The following is a 22,649-nucleotide window of genomic DNA, read 5'->3' on the forward strand; positions in this document are numbered from 1 at the left end:
TCTCCTTTAATGCTTTGGTTATCGTGCAGATTTAATATCTGATGGTTGAACAACACTGCCTGTGTTACCAAAGGCATTTCTTTCATAAGTAATTACTGCTGCAAGGTCACTGTCACCCAACATTTTAAATTGTGGCATAGCGCCCTTGCCATTTAAAACAATGCTTAAATGTGCTGCTGCCGAACCATTTGCAATCACGGAGCCCTTTATGGCTGGGAATACTGGTGGCATACCTGAACCATCTGCCTTATGACAAGCAGCACAGTTGGTGTTATACACGCCTTTGCCTTTTGTCATTAATTCGTTTTTACCCCATGTTTTGGTGGCACTTACTGCGGCTGCGGCTGCTTCTGATTGCTTCTTGGCTACCCATTTTTTATAATCCTCTTTAGAAACCACATCAACAACGATTGGCATAAAGCCATGGTCTTTACCGCACAATTCAGCACATTGCCCACGATAAGTGCCGATTTCTTCAATTTCAGCCCACGCATCATTAATAAAGCCTGGGTTAGCATCTTGCTTTACCCCAAAATCAGGCACCCACCAGTTATGAATAACATCGTTAGAGGTAATCAAAAAACGAACTGAAGTATCAACTGGCAAAACCAAACGGTTATCCACATCTAATAAATAGTGGTTGGCATTTTCACGGTCTGCATCTGTGCCATTAACCGCATCTTTAGAGTCTTGTGATAAATTTGAAATAAAACTAATGCCTTCTTCAGGATAATCATACTGCCATTTCCATTGATGACCGGTAATCTTAACCGTCATCTGTGCTTTAGAAGTATCTTCTAAGTCAATTAATACCTTGGAAGCAGGGACTGCCATTCCCACCAGAATAATCATGGGCACAATTGTCCAAATAAGCTCTGCCTTCGTGCTTTCGTGAAAGTTAGCCGCAACTGCACCTTTTGATTGTCTGTGCATATATAACGAATATAACATGGCGCCAAATACCACGATTGCAATAACGACTGAAACCCAAAAAACCATCATATGCAAACCATAAATATCACGGCTAAGCGATGTTACGCCTTCGGTCATATTTAGCCCGTACTCAGCAAACACATTAAAACTGAACAATAATCCAAATGCTATTACTAACTTTTTCATCACCCCTCCTGCAAACTTCTTGTAATAAATAGATTTCATATTATTCACAGAAAAACATACTTTGCAAGTCTATTGGCTTATAATAATATTACTATAAACCAATACATCTCTACAACAGTAAAAAATAAGTATATTGAGACCTTTGCATAAATATGAATAATCATCAAAAATCCACTTTTCACCCGCTTGGCGATTTTTTAAACCCAGCCTTAGCCCTGCTAGGACAAGGTTTAATAAAATCACCAATCTGGCAAAAATTGAATTTTGCTAATCATCCCTATTTATGCAAAGGTCTCATATTGATACTCACTTTCAATTACCTCATATTTAAATGTTTACAAAACTACTAAAAATATCAATTATCCTTGCACTTATTGTTGTTGTTTTAGGTGCTTATACTCGGCTCGGCGATGCAGGGTTAGGTTGTCCTGATTGGCCAACTTGCTACGGTCAGCTAACAGTACCAGATGTAGCAGATGGCACTAAACTTGAGGGCTATGAACGCCCACTTGAGTCCGCTAAAGGCTGGAAGGAAATGGCGCATCGTTACGCCGCCTCCTTGCTGGGGCTGGTTATTTTTGCGTTATTCTTCTTAGCAATCAAAGGCAAAACAAAACGCCCTCAGTCATCTGTATTACCAGCATTTACCGCTTTTTTTGTTATACTTCAAGGTGCTTTTGGCATGTGGACAGTTACGCTACTGGTTCATCCTGGTATTGTTACCACGCACCTTGTTGGTGGCTTTGTTACCACTGCTTTGTTAGCTTGGTTGTTACTTAACCAAGGCTACCCGCCCATTACTTATAGACATATTTTGAAAAGACACAAACTGTTGTTAATAGCCGTTTTATTTATTTTAAGTGTGCAAATTATTTTGGGTGGCTGGACTTCTACCAACTATGCCGCCTTGTCTTGTGGCGAAGAGTTTCCAACTTGTTTAGGGGCTTGGTGGCCAGAGATGGATTTTATTAAAGCACTGTATTGGGGGCCAATCGGCGTTGATTACGAATATGGCGTATTAGAAAATCCAGCGCGTGCTGGCATACAAATGATGCATCGCATTGGTGCATTAATCACCACATTCTTCATCATTACATTGATTTATTCATTTAAAACTTACCTTCACCTGAGGGAATGTCTAACACTGATTGGCGGCTTATTGGTGGTACAAATAACCTTGGGAATTTTAAATGTAGTGTTGTCAATACCAATGGCAATTGCCACTTTGCACAACGCAATGGCACTGTTGTTGCTACTCAGCGTTATTGCGCTAATACACAAGGTGTTTAAAATGCCGCTAAGGCAACACTAGCCCAACAACAGCAATCACTGCCATAATAAAGCCAACTGTCATTATCAGCCCAACAATAATATAAGCCCATGGGCCTTGTTTTTCTGTGCGCTCAAAGTCCTTAATAAGATCTTCTTTTTTACCCACACCAATCATAGCCGAGGTTACCGCTTTAAATACTTGCCCTAATCCTTTCATTGTTCTATCCTAGTGTAATTAACCAATAATGGTCAATAAGTAACGCCACAAACAGCAGCATTAAATAATTAACCGAAAACATAAATGTGCGCCAAGCAATTCTATTGTCATCTGGATTTTTGTAAATTCTAATCGAATATGCCAAAAATACAACCCCCAAAATTAAAGCCGAAGTGAGATAAATCAAGCCCGACATACCTGATAAATAAGGCAACAAGGTAACCAATGTCAACAATATTGTATAAAGCAAAATCTGCGTTCTGGTATAAGCCAATCCGTGGGTTACTGGCAACATCGGCACATCGACTTTTTTATACTCTTCGACCCGAAAAATAGCCAACGCCCAGAAATGCGGTGGCGTCCAAACAAATACAATTAAAAACAACAATAAGGCATACTCAATATTCTGCGTACCTGCGATTGAAGTCCAGCCTAATATTGGCGGCGCTGCGCCTGCTGCACCACCAATCACAATATTTTGTGGCGTTGCCCGCTTAAGATACATGGTGTAAATCACCGCATAGCCAATCAAAGAAACAAAAGTCAGCACCATGGTAAGAGTATTAACAAAAAACTGCAAAACACCCAAGCCAACAACACCTAAAAATACGCCCCACACCAATGCCTGATTGCGGCTCACCTTGCCTTGTGGCAAAGGGCGTTTATTGGTTCGTGACATTTGTTTATCAATTTGCTCGTCAACAATATGATTAAATACTGCTGCTGATGCTGATACCATACCAATGCCAATCGAGGCAAGCACCACCAACACGGGATCAGGAAAATACGGCGCAGGCACCGACAAAAACATACCAACCACCGCCGTCAGTAAAATAAGTAAAACCACTTTAAGCTTACAAAGCCCTAATAAATCCGCTAATGAGGGCATTATCCAACCCTTGAATACTTAAACAAACGCTGTAAATCCTTAATCACCCGCCTAATATCTAAAGATTGTGGGTTATAGCGCAACATCACATTGCCTAGTGGGTCAATCAAAAATAGACTGTTGTTTGGAAATTTTCTTAATTTTTGCTGCAACGCTCTACTGGGTTTGGCAATCAATAGACCTTTTTTCTGCAAATTACTTGAACCATTAATCAACAGCAGTCTCTGCACACGGCGCATATTGTCATTCATTAGGGTACGAATAGTTTTCATATCTTCTAGGGTTTTTTCGCAAGCATTATCACACACATTGGTTGCATAAGTCAAAGTCCACAATCCTTGCAGATCGCCTTGACTGTTTTTGGAAAACACCATATCTTGCTTTTGTGTGGCAATAATAGGATTAACAAACTCGCCATAATTAACAGTATTGCCTGTAAAAACTGTCGGGTTCCAATAAAAAAACGCCGTTCCCAGGGCAATCGGTAGCACAAACGAAGCCAATAACACCCACAATTCTTTTTTAGAGTTCATAAAAAACCTTGTTTTCAAAACACAGAATAATACGCTTAAGTCATTAAAAAATCAATATTGCGGATTACAACCTAACTTCTATGCCGTTTTCTTGCATGGCTTGCTTGGCTTGTTGCACCGTATATTCGCCAAAATGAAAAATACTGGCTGCCAATACTGCATCCGCACCGCCTTGCAATATGCCTTCAGATAAATGCGCCAAATTACCCACACCGCCAGAGGCAATCACAGGCACGCTCACTGCGCCTGTTACTGCTTTGGTGAGCGCCAAATCAAAGCCAGTTTTTACCCCATCACAATCCATTGAAGTTAGCAATACCTCGCCAGCACCATGGTCACCCTTGGTCATTTTCAGTGCCCACTCAACAGCATCAATGCCTGTAGATTTACGCCCACCGTGAGTAAAAATCTCCCATTTATTATCAGCCACTTTTTTTGCATCAATGGCAATCACAATACACTGTGAGCCAAACTCTTCACTCAGTTGATTGATTAAATTGGGATTAAAAATCGCCGCAGAATTCACCGCAACCTTGTCTGCCCCTGCATTTAACATCGTGCGCACATCCTCTGATTTACGAATGCCACCACCAACAGTAAGTGGAATAAACACCTGATCTGCAATCGCCTCAACCATATGTATCAAAGTATCTCTACCCTCGTGCGAGGCGGTGATATCTAAGAAAGTAATCTCATCAGCCCCCTCGTCGTCATAGCGTTTTGCCACTTCAACAGGGTCGCCTGCATCTTTAATATTGACAAACTGCACACCTTTGACCACGCGACCATCACGCACATCAAGACAAGGAATAATTCTTTTTGCTAAACTCATAAACGCAGATTTTACCGTAGTCGGTATAATTCTCACTTATGAATATTCCAAAACACATCGCAATTATTATGGACGGCAACGGTCGTTGGGCAAAAAAACGCAAATTGCCACGCATTGTAGGACATAAAAAAGGCGTGGATGTGGTGCGAGAAATCGTTAAGCACTGTGGCATAATTGGCGTGGAAACACTTACCTTGTTTGCCTTTAGTAGTGAAAACAAAAACCGCTCTAACGAAGAAGTTACCTTACTTTTTAAGTTGTTTTTAAGTGTGTTAAAACAAGAAGTCGAAAAACTTAATAAATACAATGTTCAACTAAAAATTATTGGCGAGCTGTCCTTATTCCCTATTGATGTGCAAAAAACTGCCACCGAGGCGCAGACATTATTAGCCAACAATACTGGGTTGACTTTAGTGATTGCAGCTAATTATGGCGGACAATGGGACATTATAAATGCTTGTAAGCAAGCAATTACCGATGGAGTATCTGCCACTGAATTAAATGAGGAAAAGTTTTCTCAATATTTATCACTACAAAATAACACAGTGGATTTACTCATTCGTAGCAGTGGCGAACAGCGTATTAGTAATTTTTTACTATGGGATATTGCCTATAGCGAGTTGCATTTTACCGATACGCTGTGGCCTGATTTTGATGCAGAGGAATTGGACAAAGCCATTGAGAGCTTCAACCAACGAGACAGGCGTTACGGAGGAATAAAATGAACAACCTGACCCAAAGAATACTAACCGCTTTGGTGTTAATACCACTAATGTTATTCTTGTTATTTGAATTACCAATTGGCTTTGTACTGCTCATAATTATAACGGTTGTAATAAGTATGTATGAATTTCTTAAACTTACCCAAGTCTCAACCACAAATAAAATTATTAGCATCATTACGCTAACACTCAGTAGTTATATTGCACTAATTTCACCAACAATTTTTTATTATCTTGCCCTTACAAAAATGGCATATGTTTATGTCCTAGTGGTCGTACTGCTTTGGTGGGCTAATAACTTTCGGATGGTTGCAAATTATCCAAAGTTAAAACCTCTAAATGTTTTTACGCCTATTAAAGCCGTGCTTTTATTTACTCCTTTGTTTTTTTTATTTATTTTTGAACCTTACTTAATATTGTTATTGCTCTTAATTGTTTGGGGTGCGGACAGTTTTGCGTATTTTGCAGGCAAGGCGTTTGGCAGACACAAACTTGCGCCTAATCTCAGTGGCGGAAAAACCATTGAAGGCGTGGTTGGCGGCTTAATAGGCGTGCTTTTGATTACTGGCACATGGATGGTTTACTACCACGAAACAAATTGGAAGTTCTTGCTGCTGGCATTGGTTACTGGCATCTTTTCTGTGGTGGGCGATTTGTATGAGAGCGTTTACAAACGCGAGGCGGGTGTCAAAGACAGTGGCAATCTTTTGCCGGGACATGGCGGTGTGTTAGACCGTATTGATGGACTACTCGCCGCCACACCGGTTTTTGTTACTGGTATTATACTTCTACTATGAAAAATATCACAATTCTAGGGGCGACAGGCTCGATTGGCGATAGCGCACTGTCGGTAATAGCACTACATCCTGACAAATTTAATGTTTTTGCACTCAGTGCCAATACCAACTGGCAAAAAATGCAAATACTATGTGAAAAATTTCAGCCTAAGTTTGTTGTGATGATGGATGAATCCGCTATTGAAGAACTCTCAAAAGTGACGAGTAACAACATAGAAATTTTACATGGTGCAGAAGCATTAGACACAATTGCATCCCACAATGAAGTAGATTTTGTCATGGCAGCGATTGTTGGCAGTGCAGGGATGTCATCAAGCCTAGCGGCTGCCAAAGCGGGCAAACGCATTATGCTTGCCAACAAAGAATCCTTAGTACTAGCGGGGAATTTGTTTATGCAGGCAGTGCATGATAATAACGCAGAGCTTATCCCAGTGGATTCTGAACATTCAGCAATTTTCCAATGCCTGCAAAGTGGCAAGTCAGGATTAAGCAAAATCCAGCTCACTGCCAGTGGCGGGCCGTTTTTACACACGCCGATTGAGCAATTAAAAACCATTACTCCCGACGAGGCGTGCGCCCATCCAAACTGGTCAATGGGACGAAAAATATCAGTAGATTCTGCTACGATGATGAACAAAGGCTTAGAAGTAATTGAGGCACATTATTTGTTTAATTTACCTGCCGAAAAAATCAGCGTAGTAATACACCCGCAGTCCATTATCCACTCTTCGACTTATTATGAAGACGGCTCTACCTTGTCGCAACTCGGCAACCCTGATATGCGCACGGTAATTGCCTATGCGCTGAGTTATCCCAGTAGAATGGCTTCTGGCGTTGCGCCGTTGGACTTGGCAGGCAACTCGCCACTGGAATTCTATGCGCCTGATTTGAATAAATTTGTTTGCTTAAGGCTGGCGTTTGATGCGCTCAAACAAGGTGGCAACGCCATGGGAACGCTGAATGCCGCTAACGAGGTTGCCGTTGAGCATTTCTTAAACCATAAAATTGGATTTTTAGAGATTGCAAATATTGTTGAGCGCACTCTAGACACCGTTCAGAACACAAGTGCCGCTTCACTAGAAGCCATTATTGCCAACGACAAAACTGCACGCAAAACTGCTCAGAGGATTATCAATGCATAAATTTTTATTTATTATCTTATTATTTATCGGCAATGCCCATGCACTTGAACGCACAATCCATATTACGCAGTCGCTGAATTACGACGCAAGAAAGGCCAACATTAGCCAAAAAACTGTGCATAACATTGTGCGTATTTTCTCATGGAAAATTGACTTTAACAAAGATTTAAAGAAAGGCGATAGGTTTATTGTTGTAGGCAATAAAGGGGCTTCGCCAAGTGCAATTATCTATATTGGTGCTAAAAAACGAATTGCTGTTTTTGCCTACACTGACAAGCGAGGGCGTATTGGCTACTACGACAGTAGCGGTAAAACACTGTATCCTTCTTTTGCAAAATCACCCTTAAAATACAGCCGTATCAGTTCCAAATTTCAAAAAAAACGCCTACACCCAATCCTAAAAACTTGGCGACCACATAGAGCTGTAGATTACGCCGCAAAACAAGGCACAGTAGTCCGTGCTGTGGCTAACGGCATTATTAAACACAACAAATACATGGGCGCTTTAGGCAATGTGGTCTACATCAAACACGGCAGCAACTACACCACAGTTTACGCACATTTGTCTAAATTTGCCCGTGGGCTTAGACCTTCGTCCAAGGTTAAAAAAGGTCAAATCATTGGTTTCGTAGGTTCAACAGGCCGCTCCACAGGTCCACACCTACACTACGAACTACGCTATAAAGGCATTCGTAGAAATCCACTCACATGGCAGCTACCTAGACAAAAACGGGTAGCAAAATATGATTTAAAACGCTTTCAAAAAAGAGCCAAAGCCATTTTACGCAGTTTATAAATTTGCCTGTAAAAGTGTAAGAGGTTAAACCTATTGCATTACTGACTGGCAATCCACTTACGCCAGTTTTTTACTTTCAAACTACGCCAACGACCGCTGTCTATATGTTGCGCTTGATATTTGGTCGCACCTTTAACCTTATTTAAAACTGCATAAGTAATCAGCTCGTCAATACGCCGCATATCTTTAGTACCCGGTACTAAAGACTCGTTTCTAATCACTGCAGCGATAAAAGCAGATTGTGCGTTGGCATGTACTTCGACAGATTCTTCTAATAACTTCAGTGCCATTAATTCGTTTTTGGCAAAGCCACCGCCCCCATCAAGCAAATATAAGGCACTGTCATAAATTGCTGGGTCATAACCTTGCTTAAGTAATTTACTCAATATTTTATTAGCAATAGCGATTTGCGGAGGATGACCCATCAAAGCACTGCCTAAACGCGCCTGCTTAGAGGCTTCATAGGCCGAATCAAGGTCGTTAAATTTAAACATACCTTTTAACAACAACGACTGCCCGTTCGTTACCACAGCAGGCGAGCCAATTTCATTGCCAATTTTAATTAGCCTGAGCGCACCCTCACTCAACGGCGAGGCTAACACAGGCTGAATAATAAATAGGGCGGTAATTAGGCGTTTTTTTATCATAATACTACACTGGATTTTACCACAGACTGCCCAAATCACCCGCATTGACATTTTTAACAAGTTAAAATAGCGCCTAAACCACTATTTAATACAATTGTGCAAACACTTTTTGAAACCTCACTCAGCCTGCCACTTATCCAAAAAGGCAAAGTTAGGGACATCTATGATATTGATAGCGAGCGTATGCTGATTGTTACCACTGATCGCCTAAGCGCGTTTGATGTGGTATTCCCAGAGCCTATTGCTGGCAAGGGTCGGGTGCTTACTAAAGTGGCAAATTTTTGGTTTAAAAAAACCCAGCATATTGCCCCTAATCATTTAACACACGAACCACTTGACAGCGTTTTACCGCCAGCAGAGGTCAAACAAGTAAAGGGGCGAGCAATCATCGTCAAAAAACTCAAACCACTCCCTATTGAGGCAATTGTGCGTGGCTATCTCATTGGCTCTGGCTGGAAAGACTACCAGAAAACTGGCTCAATTTGCGGCATTACCTTGCCAGCAGGCTTGCAATTAGCAGAAAAGTTACCCGAAACACTTTACACGCCTTCCAGCAAAGCGGCCGTTGGCAAACATGATGAAAACATTAGCCTCGAGCAAACAGCGCAACTTGTGGGCAAAGATTTGGCACAACAAATCAAAAATACCAGTGTGGCACTTTATCAGTTTGCAGCAAATTATGCACTAGCGCGTGGCATTATCATCGCCGACACCAAGTTTGAATTTGGCTTAGACAAAGCAGGGAAACTAACATTAATGGACGAAGTGCTCACCCCTGACAGCTCCCGATTTTGGTCAAAAGACACCTACCAAATCGGCACCAGCCCGAAGAGTTTTGACAAACAAATCGTGCGTGATTATTTAGAAGCCCTAGACTGGAACAAAACCCCGCCAGCCCCAAGCCTGCCAAATAGCATTGCACAAAAAACTGCCGACCAATATCATCAAATTCAACAAATTTTGTGTAAATAAACAAGCTACGCACTGTTTTTTATTAAAACATCAGAATATCACCCACTTTTATTGCCTTTTATTTTGCACTCAAAATATAATAAACACTACATGTGTATAATTATGGCACTAATAAACAGTTATGTGTAAAAAATCATGACATTAACAATACCTACATTACTAGTAATAGTCACTACTGCACTTTTTCTAATATGGGAAAGAGCAAAACCAGGGCGCTCATTACCAAGTTCAAAAGGATGGTATGTAAGGTCACTATCTATAAATTTTATTCAGTTAGGCATCACTTTACTTACTGGAAAACTATGGATAACATGGTTTGCAGATAAATCACTTATTAATTTAGCAAGTTTAAACATGCCCATTCTTGAAGGCTTCATGGGTTGGTTTGTAGGGACATTTGTTTTTTATTGGTGGCATAGACTTCGGCATAAAAATGGTTTTTGGCAAATATTTCACCAAATGCATCACTCTGCATCCCGTATTGAAATATTAACTTCTTTTTACAAACACCCTATAGAGATTTTTGTTAATACATTTATAACTGCTTTAGTTTTGTTTCCAATATTAGGCGTGTCTTTGCTTGCTAGCTTTTGGTATAACTTCTTTGCAGCAACAGGCGAGTATTTTTATCATGCTAATATTAAAACGCCAAAGTGGCTACGCTACTTTATTCAAACGCCTGAGCTTCACTCTATTCATCATCAATATGGCGTGCATAATTTTAATTATAGTGATTTACCACTATGGGACAGGCTCTTTGGCACTTACAACGATGCCACGGAGTTCAGTGATAGATGCGGATTTCCAGATGGTGCGGAACAAAGAGTGCCTGAGATGTTAATGTTCAAGGATGTATATGAGCCAGAAAACGCACAACAAATCACTCCAACCGACCGCTCGGCACGCCCTTTGGGTAAACACATCAGCTGAATTCAAGTGTTATAAATAAATATTTCTTTACTCAAAAAAAATAAAAATGCAAAAAAACAGGCAATATACAAAAAATGCATACCGCGCTTGAAGAGGGCAATGCAATCTACCACATGTGTATAATTATGGCATTAATAAATAGTTAGGTGAGCCCTTTGCATAAATTGGTTGAAAATATATGCTTATCTCATTTTAGACTGTTGTGGAATATTATTGTTACTGGTTTAATTATCACTGGCTTTGTGCTCTAGTTTGGATTTATTTTTGGGTCAGTAATTGGAATAATACTTATTCTTATTTTTGCGCCAGCTTTATTTTTATTACCCCTGCTATTAGCGCTGATGTATACTAAAATATGGAATGAGGAATAAATTATGAAAACAATTATTGAAAAAGATGGTGATGGTTATTTGGCCAAAATAGAGGGGCATCAGAATTTATTTGCATTTGCCTATTCTGAAAAAGAGGCAGTCATAGAATTAAAAAATGTTGTTGAGATGATGATGGATTATCACCTTGAACAAGTAAACGATGAAAGAATTATCAGAAATGAATTAACTCATGCAGTAGAAAAGTATGCCGTTCAAGTATAGGGCATTTGAAAGGAAATTAACAAAACTTGGTTATAAAATTGTGCGTCAAAAGGGCTCACATGTTATATTTTCAGATGGGAAAAATACTTTTCCAGTGCCAAATCACGGCTCAAAAGATATTTCTCCTGGTGTTGAAAGGCAGTTATTAAAAATACTAAACTTAACAATCAATGAATTTAGAAAAATCAAGTAGAACACCTGACAAATCACTCCAACCGACCGCTCGACACACCCTTTGGGTAAACGCATCAGCTGAATTCAAGTGTTATAAATAAATATTTCTTCACTCAAAAAAATAAAAATGCAAAAAACAGGCAACATACAAAAAATGCATGCCACGCTTGAAGAGGGCAATGCAATCTACCAACTGCCAATCGGCAACGAAATGGTGGCAATGAACGCATTAGTGGGGCAAGAAATATCGCTCATATTTAATGGCACAATTACTTGCTCAAACTGCGGCGTGATAACTAAAAAAAGTTATTCTCAGGGCTACTGCTACCCTTGTTGTCGGGATTTGGCACGCTGTGATTTGTGCATTATGAAGCCTGAAACCTGCCATCACCACCTTGGCACTTGCCGTGAGCCATTATGGGGGCTGGATAATTGCTTTGCCCCGCATATTATTTATTTGGCAAATTCATCGGGTATTAAGGTCGGCATTACCCGTAAAAGTAACATTCCCAGTCGCTGGATTGACCAAGGCGCAGTGCAGGCTCTGCCAATATTTGAAGTTGATACTCGGCTTAAATCGGGGCAAATTGAAGTAGCCTTAAAAGCCTTTGTTAGCGACAAAACCAACTGGCGAAAAATGCTTAAAAACGAAGTTGACGAAGTTAACCTAGTGGCAACAAAAAACCAACTACTCGCAAAAGTGACTGGTTTGGCAACAGAGTTAGGCGCAGTAGCGCTAGACAATGAAGCGATAAAAATCCATTACCCTGTGGTAGAATATCCGAGCAAAGTCACTTCGTTAAATTTTGACAAAATGCCTGAAATTTCTGGCGTTTTGCGGGGCATTAAGGGGCAATATTTATTGCTAGACACGGGCGTGCTTAATATTAGAAAATTTAGCTCATATAACATTACATTAACTTATTAAGGAAAATACAAATGGTAGAATTACAAATCGAAGAATTAAACGCTGGCAAAGGCAAATCTTGCAAGGCTGGCGACTTCATATCTATGCACTACACTGGCTGGCTTACTAATGGCAAAAAATTTGACTCCAGCATTGATAGAAACGAGCCATTTGATTTTAAACTCGGCGTGGGGCAAGTAATTCCCGGCTGGGATCAAGGTATTGAAGGTATGGAAATCGGCGAAAAACGCAAACTTACCATTCCTTCAAAATTGGCCTACGGCGAAATGGGTACGGGTCCAATTCCACCCAGTGCGACTATAATTTTTGAAGTTGAATTACTGGCTATTAAGTAAGATGAGGTTTGATGAGTTATAAGGTATTATCGTTATTTAGCGGTTGTGGAGGGCTTGACTTAGGGTTTCGAGGGGGGGGTTGTTTTCTTGATAAAAATTTCTCAAAAAACAACTTTCAAATAATCTGGTCAAACGATATAGATAAAAACGCTTGTCAAACATACCATCATTATTTCAATCATCCAATAGTTTGTGGCGATATTAGAGAAATATTGGCAAACAATCATACAAGTATATTTAACAACCCAATACCATTAGAGTCTGACATTGTGCTTGGTGGCTTCCCATGCCAAGACTTTAGTCATTCAGGCAAAAGAAGGGGGTTTGATAGCAAAAGAGGAACTTTATATCAGGCGATGTCCGACACCATTGTAAAAACAAAGCCAAAAGTTTTTTTAGCCGAAAATGTAAAAGGGCTTTTGACACTCAATGACGGCGCAGCAATCAAACAAATCGCACAGGATTTTGAGGAAATAGGCTATCATGTGTCGTATAAGCTCTTATTAACAGCAGATTTTGGTGTTCCCCAAAAAAGAGAAAGGGTCATTATTATTGGCACAAGAAAAGGCCTGTTGCCAAAATTTGACTTTGACACACTGTCAAATCAAAACACTAAATGGATGTCAGTACAGCAAGCAATAGGCGACCTAGAAAGTAAAAATGAAGGCGATGTTGATAATCACTTTTGGTCAAAAGCAAAAAAAAATAAGGGTCAGGGAAATAACGCAATTAAAAAAGAAAATCCAGCGCCTACGATGAGGGCAGAACATCATGGCAATATTGAATTTCATTGGAATAAAAAAAGGCGCTTATCAGCTAGAGAGGCTGCACGCATACAGTCTTTTCCAGACGACCTGTTTTTTTATCCATCCACCTCAAGTGCCTATAAACAAATTGGTAATGCTGTGCCCCCAGTTTTTGCTTGGAATTTAGCGAAAGCAATAGAGGTCTTCATTGATAAAAACATAAATAAAGAAAATCAATATGTAGCAAGGGTTAATTTATGATTATTGCCCACAATAAAGATTATGAAACCTTTACACAATTGCTTTCTAAATCGGTGTCGCAATTAGAAAAAGATTCCAGCACTCGTCCAAAATATTACTTAAATCGGGGTGGCGTAGATTTTGAAAAAGATGTCTATAGTTTTGTTAACAACAACGCAAAAAACACAATATTTGAGGGCAGTATAGAGTTAATATCAGGACAAAAGTTCCCAGATATTGTAGCTTATGTCAACAAAAACAAGGCTTATGGTTTAGAAGTTAAAACTACAAAATCTAATAAGTGGAAAACAATAGGTAGCAGTATTTTTGAAGGCACAAGGGTAGATAACACACAAAATATTCATCTTTTGTTTGGGAAATTATCCAGCCCGATTGAGTTTAAATGTAAAAAATATGAAGAATGCTTATACGATGTTGCGATTACTCACTCTCCTCGCTATTTAATAGATATGGATATTATGGAGCATGAATCTATATTTAAAAAAGTTGGCATTGAGTATAACCAACTAAGAAAACTCAACAATCCATTTAAACCAATAAAAAGGTTTATAAGAAAAACATTGAAAGAAGGCGAAGACTTGTGGTGGATAGGCAACGACGAAAACACTATTGACCTAAGCATAAGACACTGGAGCAATCTATATTCTAAACAAAAGGACGAGTTAAGTGCCTTGGCGTTAGCCTATTTTCCGGTTTTATTAAGTAAAAATCCACAAAAGTATCTAAGGCTATCGACATGGCTGGTGTCTAGATTTGGTGTTGTAAATCATGCATTAAGAGATACCTTTACTACTGGTGGACAGATTAAAATACAAGGCGTTATGTTTCCACAAATTTTTAAATACATTGTTGGCGATTTGAATAATATTATCACCAATGTCAATGAAATCCAAGAGGATGATGTGAGTTATTATTGGGAGATAGATGTGCCTATAAGCAATAAAACTGATATGTGGAAGCAACAATGTTTGTTACACTGTAAAAATAGTTTAAACGAAAATCAATTAAATATCATTAAACAACTGCTCCTATGAACGACGATTTCCCACGAATAAAAAGATTGCCTGAATATGTTTTTGCAATTACCAACAAGCTCAAGGCTGAAGCGCGTGCTAGGGGCGAGGATATTATTGACTTTGGCATGGGCAACCCTGATCAGCCAACGCCTGATCATATTGTTGAGAAACTGGTAGAGGCAGCACGCCGTCCAAACACACATCGCTACTCGACTTCTCGTGGCATCCCACGATTGCGCAAGGCGATTACTAATTGGTATAAAAAACGCTTTGATGTTGATATTGATGTAGAAACTGAGGCGATTGTTACTATCGGCTCTAAAGAAGGTTTGGCGAATTTGGCACAGGCGGTGGTTGGCAATGGCGATACAGTGCTAGTACCAAACCCAGCTTATCCTATTCACCCTTATGGGTTTGTGATTGCGGGCGCAGACATTCAGCATGTGCCTTGTGGGCCTGAAGATGATTTTTTTGCAGAATTAGAACGCTCAATTAAAAACACCTTTCCAAAACCAAAGATGTTGGTGCTAAACTACCCTTCGAACCCAACCACCGAGTGTGTAGAATTAGAGTTTTTTGAAAAAGTTATCAAAATTGCCAAAGCCCATAAAATCTGGGTCATTCAGGACTTGGCTTATGCAGACATCGTATTTGATGGCTATGTCGCACCCAGCATTTTGCAGGTAGAGGGCGCTAAAGATATTGCAGTTGAGTTTTTCTCATTGTCAAAAAGCTACAATATGCCTGGCTGGCGTGTGGGCTTTATGGTGGGCAATTCAACCTTAGTGAGTGCGTTGACAAAAATAAAATCCTACCTAGATTATGGTATGTTTACCCCTATTCAAGTCGCTGCCATTGAGGCGTTAGAAGGCGACCAAACTTGCGTTAAAAAAATCTCAGATATGTATCAAGATAGGCGAGATGTATTGTGTGAAGGGCTCAATTCTATTGGCTGGGCAGTTACGCCGCCTAAAGCCACGATGTTTGTTTGGGCGAAAATTCCTGAGTTTTATCAAGAAATAGGCTCGTTAGAATTTACCAAAAAACTACTTAAAGTGGCAAAAGTCGGTGTATCGCCTGGCGTTGGTTTTGGCGATTATGGCGATAAATATGTGCGCTTTGGATTGATTGAAAATGAACACCGCACCCGCCAAGCCGTGCGAGGTATCAAAGAAATGTTTAAACAAGACGGGTTGTTATGAGGCTTGCTACTAGAGGATTTTCCAAGTCAGGCAATAAGCGTTTAACCCTACTCGGTATGTCAGGTGTTGGCAAAACACATTTGTCAAAACTACTCAGCTGCGACGATAAATGGTATCACTATTCTGGCGATTATCGCATTGGCGCAAAGTATCTGAACGATAGTATTCTTGACAACATCAAACAAAAAATCCAGCAAGATGAATGCTTGGCTGAATTACTAAGCAACGATTCTATCCGTGTTGAAAATCACATTACCTTCGACAATCTGTCTTCGGTTTCTAGTTTTTTAGGCAAGGTTGGTAATCCAGAACAAGGCGGGCTGCCCATTGATGAATTTATGCGCCGTCAAGCGTTGTTTCAAACGGCCGAATCTATGGCAATGCTAGATGTGCCTAAATTTATTGAAAAATCCCAACAACAAGAATTTAATCATTTTATTAACGATGCTGGTGGCAGTCTGTGTGAATTGGACAATGAAAAAGTATATAAAACACTGTCTGAAAACACCCTCATTCTCTATATTCGAGCAAGCAAAGCTAACGAATCTGCGCTGATTGAGCGGGCACAAACACACCCTAAGCCGTTATACTACCAAGCTAAATTTTTACAAGAACAATTGAGTATTTATTTAGCAAAAAACCAACTAACCTATGTCGCACAAATTGACCCTGATAAGTTTGTGCGTTGGATATTTCCCCGCTTGCTTGAACATCGTAAGCCAAAATATGAATATATTGCGCAGCAATACGGTTACACCATTGACAGCGAGGATTTATACCAATGTAAAAACGCCGACGAAGTGCTTGAACTTATCTATGGAGCACTATGAGCCTCTTATACAAATACAAGCACGAAAGAAAAATATCAAAATTATGCTTGATTGAGGCGAAAAACGTTGTGATTAGCCAGCTATTTACAAGCTTTACAACAAAAATAAAGAATAATTTTGGCATTTTATCTTGTGTTTATATAGGATACTCACCATGCCACTAATTGCATACTCAAATCTACCTTCTTTTAAACGCCTCCAACAGGAGGGCGAAACCATTTTGTCAAAAGACAGGGCAGACCATCAGGCTATTAGGGAATTGCACATCGGGCTGTTAAATATGATGCCAGACCCAGCGCTTGAAGCAACTGAACGCCAATTTTTCCGCTTAATTGGGCATTCTAACCAAATTGCGCAATTTTATCTACATCCGTTTACATTGCCCTCTATCAAACGAGGTAAAACAACACAAACGCATATTGACCAATATTACCAAAGTTTTGACGATATTAAAAAACAAGGATTAGACGCTTTGATTATCACCGGCGCACATATTGAAGATGCTGATTTAAAAAAAGCACCTTTTTATGAAGAATTAAAAGCCGTGATTGACTGGTCGTACGATCATGTTACTTCAACGCTATGCTCGTGCTTAGCGACCCACGCTGTGTTAGAATTTCGCTACGGGCAAAAGCGCCAAGCCGTTGGTGAAAAATGCTGGGGCGTGTTTCCCCACCAAGTGCTAGACCGACAGCACCCTTTAATGAGTGGCGTTAACACCTGTTTCGATGTGCCGCATTCTCGTTTTAATGAAATCACAAAAGCACAATTTGACAGCACCAAGGTTAAAATCTTAGTTGACAGCAAAATCGGTGCACACCTATGTGTAAGCGAAGATTTACTCCGAATTGTGTTTTTCCAAGGACATCCAGAATACGACACCATTAGCCTATTAAAAGAATACAAACGCGATATTATTGCCTATTTAGAAAAAATACGCAACGACTATCCGCCTTTCCCTGAGCACTATTTAACCGAGCAAGGCAAGGCCATTCTCAATGAGTATAAAGTCAAATTATTATCTGGCGAATTTACAATAGCCGATTTCCCCGAGCAACTTATCAGCAAAACCTTAAACAACACTTGGGGCAACGCCACCAATGTCATTATCAACAACTGGATTGGCTGCGTTTATCAAGTAACTCATAAAGACATCGACAAGCCGTTTATGGATGGTATTAATCCACACGACCCGCTTGGCTTAAAGTAGTGCGCTCAATATCAAAACCGCTGTTAAAGTGGTTTGACCAATTTGGTCGTCATTCTCTGCCATGGCAAGCACCACACAGTGGCACGACCAACCCTTACCATGTCTGGTTGAGTGAAATCATGCTACAACAAACGCAAGTAGCCACGGTTATTGACTACTTTAACAACTTTATCCAACATTTTCCAACCATGGAAGCACTTGCAAACGCCAGCGAAGATGCAGTTTTAGCCCAGTGGGCAGGCTTGGGATATTACGCCAGAGCGAGGAATTTGCACACAACAGCTAATATTATTATGCACCAATACCAAGGCAATTTTCCTGCTGAATTTACACAGGTCGTCGCCTTACCTGGTGTGGGTGAATCTACAGCAGGTGCTATTTTGTCCATTAGTTTTAATCAAAACCACGCCATACTTGATGGCAATGTTAAGCGTGTTCTTGCAAGATGCCATCAAGTTAAAGGGCATTATGGGCAAAACGAAACGCTTAAACAATTATGGCGTTTAGCAAGACACCACACACCTGATGAGCGCAACGCCGACTACACGCAAGCTATTATGGATTTAGGTGCAACCTTATGCACCCGTAGCAAGCCAAATTGCGAGCAATGCCCCATTCAATCTGACTGTTTAGCATGGCAGACCAATACACAGAGTGAATATCCCCACCCAAAACCCAAAAAAAACAAACCCACTCGCACAATTGCATTGCTGATTTACCAAAATACAGCAGGAGAAATTTATTTAGAAAAACGCCCACAGAAGGGTATTTGGGGCGGGCTATGGAGCCTTGTAGAATGCGAAAACGATGAAAAAAAAATCAATCAAGCCATTAAAAAATTTGATAAAAACGCTCAGATAAAAGAAAAACTAGCAACAGTTAAACACAGTTTTACCCACTATCATTTGATGATTAGCCCCATTATAGTTGCCTGCACAACAACCAAGGGCTTCCAGTCTATTGCCAAATTAAAAGTTGGCTTGCCAGCACCTGTTAAGAAAATTATTGCTAAAATATAGTCTATGAAACTTATCCGTGGCTTACAAAATTTAAAATCCCATTTGAACAGTGTCGTTACCATTGGTAATTTTGATGGCGTGCATCTAGGTCATCAGAAAATCATCTTGCGTTTGGTTGAAAAATCAAAAAAAATGGGTGTGCCTTCCGTATTGATTTCGTTTTCGCCCACACCACAAAGTTTTTTTGGTTATGAGCAAGCATCACTCAGTAGTTTTAAAGAAAAACACACTTTGCTGTCTGCGCTGGGCTTAGATATACATCTAGTTATCCACTTCAATCAGAGTTTTTCTCAACTAGAAGCGCAGGACTTTGTGCAAGAAATTCTGCTCAACAAACTGGGCATGAAACATTGCCTGATTGGCGATGATTTTCGCTTTGGTAAAAACAGAAAAGGCGATTTTACACTGTTACAAAATTTATCAAAAGCCCAAGGATTTACAGTAGAAAAAACACCAAGCGTTCTGCATAATAACTGCCGCATCAGTAGCTCAAAAGCTCGTTCGTTATTAAAACAAGGAGAATTGCAGTCTGCCGCACAAATACTGGGTCGTGAGTTTTCCATCACTGGCAAAATTATTCATGGATTAAAAAATGGCCGCAACATTGGCTTTCCAACCATCAATATTCCCATTAAACGCAAAATCAGTCCTATCCACGGCATATTTGCCGTGATAGTTGAACTGGATGGCGCCACTTATCAAGGTGTGTGTAGTATTGGCAATCGCCCAGTTATCGGCGACACAAAGACCTTATTAGAGGTGTTTCTCTTTGATTTTAATCGTGAAGTTTATGGGCTTGAGGCTAACACCATCTTTAAACACAAGATTAGAGATGAAAGGAATTTTGATAACTTTTCAACATTAAAAAAACAAATTGAGCTTGATGTCGCAGATGCAAAAAAATATTTTGATTAACATGGGTGATGTAGAGATGTGCGCCATTCGCTCGCGTGGTAAGGGCGGGCAAAATGTCAATAAAGTCAATACTGGCATTCATCTTCGTTTTAATATAAAAACAGCAAATTTGACCGATGAAGACAAGGATAAATTACTCAAACTAAACGATACTCGCTTGTCAAAAGACGGGGTAATTGTCATCAAGGCGGACAATTTTCGCACCCAAGAAAAAAACCGCCTTGATGCACTCAAGCGTTTAAATTTGTTACTAGAAAACACGCTCAAGGTGGCAAAAATTAGAAAACCAGCCAAGGTTTCTAGAGCAGCTATTGCTAGGCGAATTGAGCAAAAATCTCAACGCTCAAAAATCAAACAAACTCGAAAAAAGGTCAGATTCTAATGATAAAAACACTACAAAACACCCTGCTAAAACTACACAACAACAAACTTTTTGAATTTAGCATAATCGGCGTTATCATCTTTTCATCCTTATTAATCGGCGTTAAAACTTACGACCTTAATCCGAGTTATTTACTGGTTTTAGAGGTGCTAGATGTGGGCGTAACGGTATTTTTCTTGGCTGAAATTTTGCTTCGATTTATCGCCACCACCAATAAAAAACGCTTTTTCCACAATGCTTGGAATGTGTTTGACACCCTCATTGTTACCGTCAGCCTAATCCCCATTGATCAAAGCGAATACGCATTGTTAGCACGCTTAATCCGTATTTTCCGTGTGTTACGCTTGGTTAGTGCCATTCCCGAATTACGCTTGTTGGTCAATGCATTGCTCAAAGCCCTACCTTCAATGGGCTATGTACTATTATTAATGTTTATTTTGTTTTATATGTATGCCGCTATCGGCAGTTTTATTTTCGAGTCTATCAATCCCGTCCTATGGGGCGATATTTCTATCTCTATGCTAACCCTATTCAGGGTGGTTACTTTTGAAGATTGGACCGATGTGATGTATGAAACCATGATAGTGCATCCATGGTCATGGGTATATTATTTGTCGTTTATTTTCTTTAATGCCTTTGTATTTTTAAATATGATGATTGGCATTGTAATTGACAAGATGCAACAAGAACACGAAAATGATGAGGAAGGGGTTCACGAACGCTTAAAGCGCATTGAGCAAAAATTAGACGACCTATCAATGTGATATTTATCTTGTTGGCTTGTTTAAAAGACTTGAAAATAGAAGCGAACTTTATAGAAAATTAAATTAAGAATATTATGGAGCAAAAGAAAAAACAAGAAACAGAATATTTATATTGGAGTAACGGAATTCTTTTAGGAATACTCGGAAGTATTTTAGGCAGTTTTTTTGTATCAAGTTTTTTTACTATATATCGTGAGTTTGATTTTAACTGGAAATCCATTCCAGTTGTTGAAGGCATATTGTTAATAATTTCAGTTATTGGATTGCTTTCAATGTATTTAAGATATAGGAATAGGAAAAATAAAATTACAGGGGAGCATTTAAGAGACTTTAATCAGGAAAAGTTAAATAAAGAATTGAAAAAAGGAAGGATGAAGTCAGCTATGTCTATATTAAAAAAAGACCCCAGTTTAAATCTAAATATTTCGAAGGCAATAGATATCGTTTTAAGAAAAAAAGAAAATCCTCTGACTTTTTTAGAAGAATACAAGGAAATTAAAGAAATAAAATTGTCTGCTTATTCTTTAGAGGGGTGTAAAGAATTTATTCGTCATGAAGGAGGGGGGCTAGAAAATGAAGGAATTGGAAGTATTATTGTAATAGAAAGATTTTTTAAAAATGACTATACAAAGCCTTTTGATGATGACTTTTGGAGGGGAGTTAGTCTTAATCTTGTATCCATATGCGATTTTTTTGCAGCCTATCACACAACCGCCTTGTTGTTATATTGTTTAATTTGTAATGTAACGGAAGAACCAATCACCCATTTTTCAATGGCAAATAATTACAACAATCAAATAGAAAAACTCAATGCTTTGATTAGACTTTTAAATAAAAACCCTTATGTTCGAGAAGATACCAAAGAAATATTAGGAAAAATCAGAGCTTTAAACCAAGAAAATAAAAAAGATTGAAAGAGCCTTATTAAACTGAAGTTCCCCCAATAAACTGGACACCAAATTACAACAATTTAGGAGTCCAAAATGACCAGAAAATACACAGCCTTTACCAAAGCGTTTAAACTAGAAGCCCTACATTTGGCAAATCAACCTAACACCTCTGTGGCACAACTTGCAAGAGATCTAGGCATTCGTAGAAACATGATATATAAATGGAGAGTTGAATTGAATCAAAAACAAGACAAAGCCTTTAAAAGAACCGCCGAGAATATTGACACCCAACACCACAAAGCAACACATTCTGAGTTATTAAAAGCGAATAAACAACTAGCAAAAGATTTAAAACTCTCCCAAATGGAGGTAGAAATCTTAAAAAAGGCGCAAGCCTTCTTCAAGGCGGAAAACAACTGAGATTTAAGTTTATTGCTGTTGAGGCAACAAACTATCCAATCACCGTTTTATGTCGGTGTATGAAAGTATCTAAAAGTGGATACTACTATTGGAAAA

At 39.4% G+C, this 22,649-nt stretch carries 29 protein-coding genes; 23 read left to right on the top strand and 6 right to left on the bottom strand.

Annotation, left to right across the window (positions count from 1 at the left end):
- Window positions 1–18: 18 nt before the first annotated feature.
- On the bottom strand, window positions 19–1,119 hold the full coding sequence (gene coxB, locus CRYPD_RS01865) for a cytochrome c oxidase subunit II (protein ID WP_138145878.1): 1,101 nt from the start codon (window positions 1,117–1,119) through the stop codon (window positions 19–21).
- A gap of 152 nt (window positions 1,120–1,271) precedes the next feature.
- Between coxB and CRYPD_RS01870 the strand changes: the two genes are divergently transcribed.
- Window positions 1,272–1,469 (top strand): hypothetical protein, encoded by a 198-nt coding sequence (locus CRYPD_RS01870; protein WP_138145879.1) that lies wholly within the window; start codon window positions 1,272–1,274, stop codon window positions 1,467–1,469.
- Window positions 1,451–2,431, top strand: coding sequence for a COX15/CtaA family protein (locus CRYPD_RS01875; RefSeq protein ID WP_138145880.1), 981 nt, complete (start codon window positions 1,451–1,453; stop codon window positions 2,429–2,431). Before CRYPD_RS01870 ends, CRYPD_RS01875 begins: the two co-directional genes overlap by 19 nt.
- On the opposite strand, the gene CRYPD_RS01880 is transcribed toward CRYPD_RS01875, so the two are convergent.
- The 4 genes from CRYPD_RS01880 to hisF form a co-directional block, all read right to left on the bottom strand.
- The gene (locus CRYPD_RS01880) at window positions 2,417–2,608 is read right to left on the bottom strand and encodes a DUF2970 domain-containing protein (protein ID WP_138145881.1); all 192 of its coding nucleotides are present in this window, start codon (window positions 2,606–2,608) and stop codon (window positions 2,417–2,419) included. The two genes, CRYPD_RS01875 and CRYPD_RS01880, sit on opposite strands and share 15 nt — an antisense overlap.
- A gap of 4 nt (window positions 2,609–2,612) precedes the next feature.
- Window positions 2,613–3,497 carry a heme o synthase gene (gene cyoE / locus CRYPD_RS01885; protein WP_138145882.1) on the bottom strand — a complete coding sequence of 295 codons (885 nt, stop codon included), beginning with the start codon at window positions 3,495–3,497 and terminating at the stop codon, window positions 2,613–2,615.
- Window positions 3,497–4,030, bottom strand: a complete 534-nt coding sequence (locus CRYPD_RS01890) for a hypothetical protein (protein ID WP_138145883.1) — start codon at window positions 4,028–4,030, stop codon at window positions 3,497–3,499. Before CRYPD_RS01890 ends, cyoE begins: the two co-directional genes overlap by 1 nt.
- A 64-nt stretch (window positions 4,031–4,094) precedes the next feature.
- Window positions 4,095–4,862 (bottom strand): imidazole glycerol phosphate synthase subunit HisF, encoded by a 768-nt coding sequence (gene hisF / locus CRYPD_RS01895; RefSeq protein WP_138145884.1) that lies wholly within the window; start codon window positions 4,860–4,862, stop codon window positions 4,095–4,097.
- 38 nt (window positions 4,863–4,900) lie between these two features.
- On the opposite strand from hisF, the gene uppS reads away from it, so the two are divergent.
- The 4 genes from uppS to CRYPD_RS01915 are packed head-to-tail and all read left to right on the top strand — an operon-like array spanning window position 4,901 to window position 8,319.
- Window positions 4,901–5,587, top strand: a complete 687-nt coding sequence (gene uppS / locus CRYPD_RS01900; RefSeq protein ID WP_138145885.1) for a polyprenyl diphosphate synthase — start codon at window positions 4,901–4,903, stop codon at window positions 5,585–5,587.
- A complete protein-coding gene (locus tag CRYPD_RS01905) occupies window positions 5,584–6,381 on the top strand; it encodes a phosphatidate cytidylyltransferase (RefSeq protein ID WP_138145886.1) in 798 nt (265 codons plus the stop codon). The genes uppS and CRYPD_RS01905 overlap by 4 nt, the downstream gene beginning before the upstream one ends.
- Window positions 6,378–7,523 carry a 1-deoxy-D-xylulose-5-phosphate reductoisomerase gene (gene dxr, locus CRYPD_RS01910; protein WP_138145887.1) on the top strand — a complete coding sequence of 382 codons (1,146 nt, stop codon included), beginning with the start codon at window positions 6,378–6,380 and terminating at the stop codon, window positions 7,521–7,523. Before CRYPD_RS01905 ends, dxr begins: the two co-directional genes overlap by 4 nt.
- Window positions 7,516–8,319 carry a peptidoglycan DD-metalloendopeptidase family protein gene (locus CRYPD_RS01915; RefSeq protein ID WP_138145888.1) on the top strand — a complete coding sequence of 268 codons (804 nt, stop codon included), beginning with the start codon at window positions 7,516–7,518 and terminating at the stop codon, window positions 8,317–8,319. The genes dxr and CRYPD_RS01915 overlap by 8 nt, the downstream gene beginning before the upstream one ends.
- A 38-nt stretch (window positions 8,320–8,357) precedes the next feature.
- Here the strand turns inward: CRYPD_RS01915 and CRYPD_RS01920 are convergent, their stop codons facing one another.
- Window positions 8,358–9,011, bottom strand: a complete 654-nt coding sequence (locus CRYPD_RS01920; RefSeq protein ID WP_138145889.1) for a hypothetical protein — start codon at window positions 9,009–9,011, stop codon at window positions 8,358–8,360.
- A 51-nt stretch (window positions 9,012–9,062) separates the two neighbouring features.
- On the opposite strand from CRYPD_RS01920, the gene CRYPD_RS01925 reads away from it, so the two are divergent.
- From CRYPD_RS01925 to CRYPD_RS02005, 17 genes are all read left to right on the top strand, one after another.
- A complete protein-coding gene (locus CRYPD_RS01925) occupies window positions 9,063–9,938 on the top strand; it encodes a phosphoribosylaminoimidazolesuccinocarboxamide synthase (RefSeq protein ID WP_138145890.1) in 876 nt (291 codons plus the stop codon).
- 375 nt (window positions 9,939–10,313) lie between these two features.
- Window positions 10,314–10,868: a sterol desaturase family protein gene (locus CRYPD_RS01930; RefSeq protein ID WP_244610234.1), complete on the top strand. Its 555-nt coding sequence runs from the start codon at window positions 10,314–10,316 to the stop codon at window positions 10,866–10,868.
- A gap of 374 nt (window positions 10,869–11,242) precedes the next feature.
- Entirely contained in the window at window positions 11,243–11,461 is a 219-nt protein-coding gene (locus tag CRYPD_RS01935; RefSeq protein WP_138145892.1) for a hypothetical protein, read from the top strand.
- A complete protein-coding gene (locus tag CRYPD_RS01940) occupies window positions 11,445–11,654 on the top strand; it encodes a type II toxin-antitoxin system HicA family toxin (RefSeq protein ID WP_138145893.1) in 210 nt (69 codons plus the stop codon). The genes CRYPD_RS01935 and CRYPD_RS01940 overlap by 17 nt, the downstream gene beginning before the upstream one ends.
- A gap of 108 nt (window positions 11,655–11,762) precedes the next feature.
- Window positions 11,763–12,563 (top strand): DUF2797 domain-containing protein, encoded by an 801-nt coding sequence (locus CRYPD_RS01945; RefSeq protein ID WP_138145894.1) that lies wholly within the window; start codon window positions 11,763–11,765, stop codon window positions 12,561–12,563.
- An 11-nt stretch (window positions 12,564–12,574) separates the two neighbouring features.
- Window positions 12,575–12,898, top strand: a complete 324-nt coding sequence (locus tag CRYPD_RS01950; protein WP_138145895.1) for an FKBP-type peptidyl-prolyl cis-trans isomerase — start codon at window positions 12,575–12,577, stop codon at window positions 12,896–12,898.
- 11 nt (window positions 12,899–12,909) lie between these two features.
- Window positions 12,910–13,905 (top strand): DNA cytosine methyltransferase, encoded by a 996-nt coding sequence (locus CRYPD_RS01955; protein WP_138145896.1) that lies wholly within the window; start codon window positions 12,910–12,912, stop codon window positions 13,903–13,905.
- Window positions 13,902–14,939: a hypothetical protein gene (locus tag CRYPD_RS01960; protein WP_138145897.1), complete on the top strand. Its 1,038-nt coding sequence runs from the start codon at window positions 13,902–13,904 to the stop codon at window positions 14,937–14,939. The genes CRYPD_RS01955 and CRYPD_RS01960 overlap by 4 nt, the downstream gene beginning before the upstream one ends.
- A complete protein-coding gene (gene alaC / locus CRYPD_RS01965; protein ID WP_138145898.1) occupies window positions 14,936–16,123 on the top strand; it encodes an alanine transaminase in 1,188 nt (395 codons plus the stop codon). Before CRYPD_RS01960 ends, alaC begins: the two co-directional genes overlap by 4 nt.
- Window positions 16,120–16,953, top strand: a complete 834-nt coding sequence (locus tag CRYPD_RS01970) for an ATPase (RefSeq protein ID WP_138145899.1) — start codon at window positions 16,120–16,122, stop codon at window positions 16,951–16,953. The genes alaC and CRYPD_RS01970 overlap by 4 nt, the downstream gene beginning before the upstream one ends.
- A gap of 154 nt (window positions 16,954–17,107) precedes the next feature.
- Window positions 17,108–18,163, top strand: a complete 1,056-nt coding sequence (gene metA, locus CRYPD_RS01975) for a homoserine O-succinyltransferase MetA (RefSeq protein ID WP_138145900.1) — start codon at window positions 17,108–17,110, stop codon at window positions 18,161–18,163.
- Window positions 18,163–19,182 (top strand): A/G-specific adenine glycosylase, encoded by a 1,020-nt coding sequence (gene mutY / locus CRYPD_RS01980; protein ID WP_138145901.1) that lies wholly within the window; start codon window positions 18,163–18,165, stop codon window positions 19,180–19,182. Before metA ends, mutY begins: the two co-directional genes overlap by 1 nt.
- A 3-nt stretch (window positions 19,183–19,185) precedes the next feature.
- On the top strand, window positions 19,186–20,097 hold the full coding sequence (gene ribF / locus CRYPD_RS01985; protein ID WP_138145902.1) for a bifunctional riboflavin kinase/FAD synthetase: 912 nt from the start codon (window positions 19,186–19,188) through the stop codon (window positions 20,095–20,097).
- Window positions 20,075–20,479: an alternative ribosome rescue aminoacyl-tRNA hydrolase ArfB gene (gene arfB / locus CRYPD_RS01990; protein WP_244610235.1), complete on the top strand. Its 405-nt coding sequence runs from the start codon at window positions 20,075–20,077 to the stop codon at window positions 20,477–20,479. Before ribF ends, arfB begins: the two co-directional genes overlap by 23 nt.
- Window positions 20,479–21,243, top strand: a complete 765-nt coding sequence (locus CRYPD_RS01995; RefSeq protein WP_138145904.1) for an ion transporter — start codon at window positions 20,479–20,481, stop codon at window positions 21,241–21,243. Before arfB ends, CRYPD_RS01995 begins: the two co-directional genes overlap by 1 nt.
- Before the next feature lie 74 nt (window positions 21,244–21,317).
- Window positions 21,318–22,157 carry a hypothetical protein gene (locus CRYPD_RS02000; protein WP_138145905.1) on the top strand — a complete coding sequence of 280 codons (840 nt, stop codon included), beginning with the start codon at window positions 21,318–21,320 and terminating at the stop codon, window positions 22,155–22,157.
- 69 nt (window positions 22,158–22,226) lie between these two features.
- The gene (locus CRYPD_RS02005) at window positions 22,227–22,553 is read left to right on the top strand and encodes a transposase (protein WP_138121106.1); all 327 of its coding nucleotides are present in this window, start codon (window positions 22,227–22,229) and stop codon (window positions 22,551–22,553) included.
- The last annotated feature ends 96 nt before the right edge of the window (window positions 22,554–22,649 follow it).

The sequence above is a fragment of the Bathymodiolus heckerae thiotrophic gill symbiont genome (assembly GCF_900180345.1).
GTDB lineage: Bacteria > Pseudomonadota > Gammaproteobacteria > PS1 > Pseudothioglobaceae > Thiodubiliella.

Excerpts from the sequence above, each read along its gene's own strand:
- coxB (WP_138145878.1), bottom strand. The coding sequence starts at position 1,119 with ATGAAAAAGTTAGTAATAGCATTTGGATTATTGTTCAGTTTTAATGTG.
- CRYPD_RS01870 (WP_138145879.1), top strand. The coding sequence starts at position 1,272 with ATGAATAATCATCAAAAATCCACTTTTCACCCGCTTGGCGATTTTTTA.
- CRYPD_RS01875 (WP_138145880.1), top strand. The coding sequence starts at position 1,451 with ATGTTTACAAAACTACTAAAAATATCAATTATCCTTGCACTTATTGTT.
- CRYPD_RS01880 (WP_138145881.1), bottom strand. The coding sequence starts at position 2,608 with ATGAAAGGATTAGGGCAAGTATTTAAAGCGGTAACCTCGGCTATGATT.
- cyoE (WP_138145882.1), bottom strand. The coding sequence starts at position 3,497 with ATGCCCTCATTAGCGGATTTATTAGGGCTTTGTAAGCTTAAAGTGGTT.
- CRYPD_RS01890 (WP_138145883.1), bottom strand. The coding sequence starts at position 4,030 with ATGAACTCTAAAAAAGAATTGTGGGTGTTATTGGCTTCGTTTGTGCTA.
- hisF (WP_138145884.1), bottom strand. The coding sequence starts at position 4,862 with ATGAGTTTAGCAAAAAGAATTATTCCTTGTCTTGATGTGCGTGATGGT.
- uppS (WP_138145885.1), top strand. The coding sequence starts at position 4,901 with ATGAATATTCCAAAACACATCGCAATTATTATGGACGGCAACGGTCGT.
- CRYPD_RS01905 (WP_138145886.1), top strand. The coding sequence starts at position 5,584 with ATGAACAACCTGACCCAAAGAATACTAACCGCTTTGGTGTTAATACCA.
- dxr (WP_138145887.1), top strand. The coding sequence starts at position 6,378 with ATGAAAAATATCACAATTCTAGGGGCGACAGGCTCGATTGGCGATAGC.
- CRYPD_RS01915 (WP_138145888.1), top strand. The coding sequence starts at position 7,516 with ATGCATAAATTTTTATTTATTATCTTATTATTTATCGGCAATGCCCAT.
- CRYPD_RS01920 (WP_138145889.1), bottom strand. The coding sequence starts at position 9,011 with ATGCGGGTGATTTGGGCAGTCTGTGGTAAAATCCAGTGTAGTATTATG.
- CRYPD_RS01930 (WP_244610234.1), top strand. The coding sequence starts at position 10,314 with ATGGGTTGGTTTGTAGGGACATTTGTTTTTTATTGGTGGCATAGACTT.
- CRYPD_RS01935 (WP_138145892.1), top strand. The coding sequence starts at position 11,243 with ATGAAAACAATTATTGAAAAAGATGGTGATGGTTATTTGGCCAAAATA.
- CRYPD_RS01940 (WP_138145893.1), top strand. The coding sequence starts at position 11,445 with ATGCCGTTCAAGTATAGGGCATTTGAAAGGAAATTAACAAAACTTGGT.
- CRYPD_RS01945 (WP_138145894.1), top strand. The coding sequence starts at position 11,763 with ATGCAAAAAACAGGCAACATACAAAAAATGCATGCCACGCTTGAAGAG.
- CRYPD_RS01950 (WP_138145895.1), top strand. The coding sequence starts at position 12,575 with ATGGTAGAATTACAAATCGAAGAATTAAACGCTGGCAAAGGCAAATCT.
- CRYPD_RS01955 (WP_138145896.1), top strand. The coding sequence starts at position 12,910 with ATGAGTTATAAGGTATTATCGTTATTTAGCGGTTGTGGAGGGCTTGAC.
- CRYPD_RS01960 (WP_138145897.1), top strand. The coding sequence starts at position 13,902 with ATGATTATTGCCCACAATAAAGATTATGAAACCTTTACACAATTGCTT.
- alaC (WP_138145898.1), top strand. The coding sequence starts at position 14,936 with ATGAACGACGATTTCCCACGAATAAAAAGATTGCCTGAATATGTTTTT.
- CRYPD_RS01970 (WP_138145899.1), top strand. The coding sequence starts at position 16,120 with ATGAGGCTTGCTACTAGAGGATTTTCCAAGTCAGGCAATAAGCGTTTA.
- metA (WP_138145900.1), top strand. The coding sequence starts at position 17,108 with ATGCCACTAATTGCATACTCAAATCTACCTTCTTTTAAACGCCTCCAA.
- ribF (WP_138145902.1), top strand. The coding sequence starts at position 19,186 with ATGAAACTTATCCGTGGCTTACAAAATTTAAAATCCCATTTGAACAGT.
- arfB (WP_244610235.1), top strand. The coding sequence starts at position 20,075 with ATGCAAAAAAATATTTTGATTAACATGGGTGATGTAGAGATGTGCGCC.
- CRYPD_RS01995 (WP_138145904.1), top strand. The coding sequence starts at position 20,479 with ATGATAAAAACACTACAAAACACCCTGCTAAAACTACACAACAACAAA.
- CRYPD_RS02000 (WP_138145905.1), top strand. The coding sequence starts at position 21,318 with ATGGAGCAAAAGAAAAAACAAGAAACAGAATATTTATATTGGAGTAAC.
- CRYPD_RS02005 (WP_138121106.1), top strand. The coding sequence starts at position 22,227 with ATGACCAGAAAATACACAGCCTTTACCAAAGCGTTTAAACTAGAAGCC.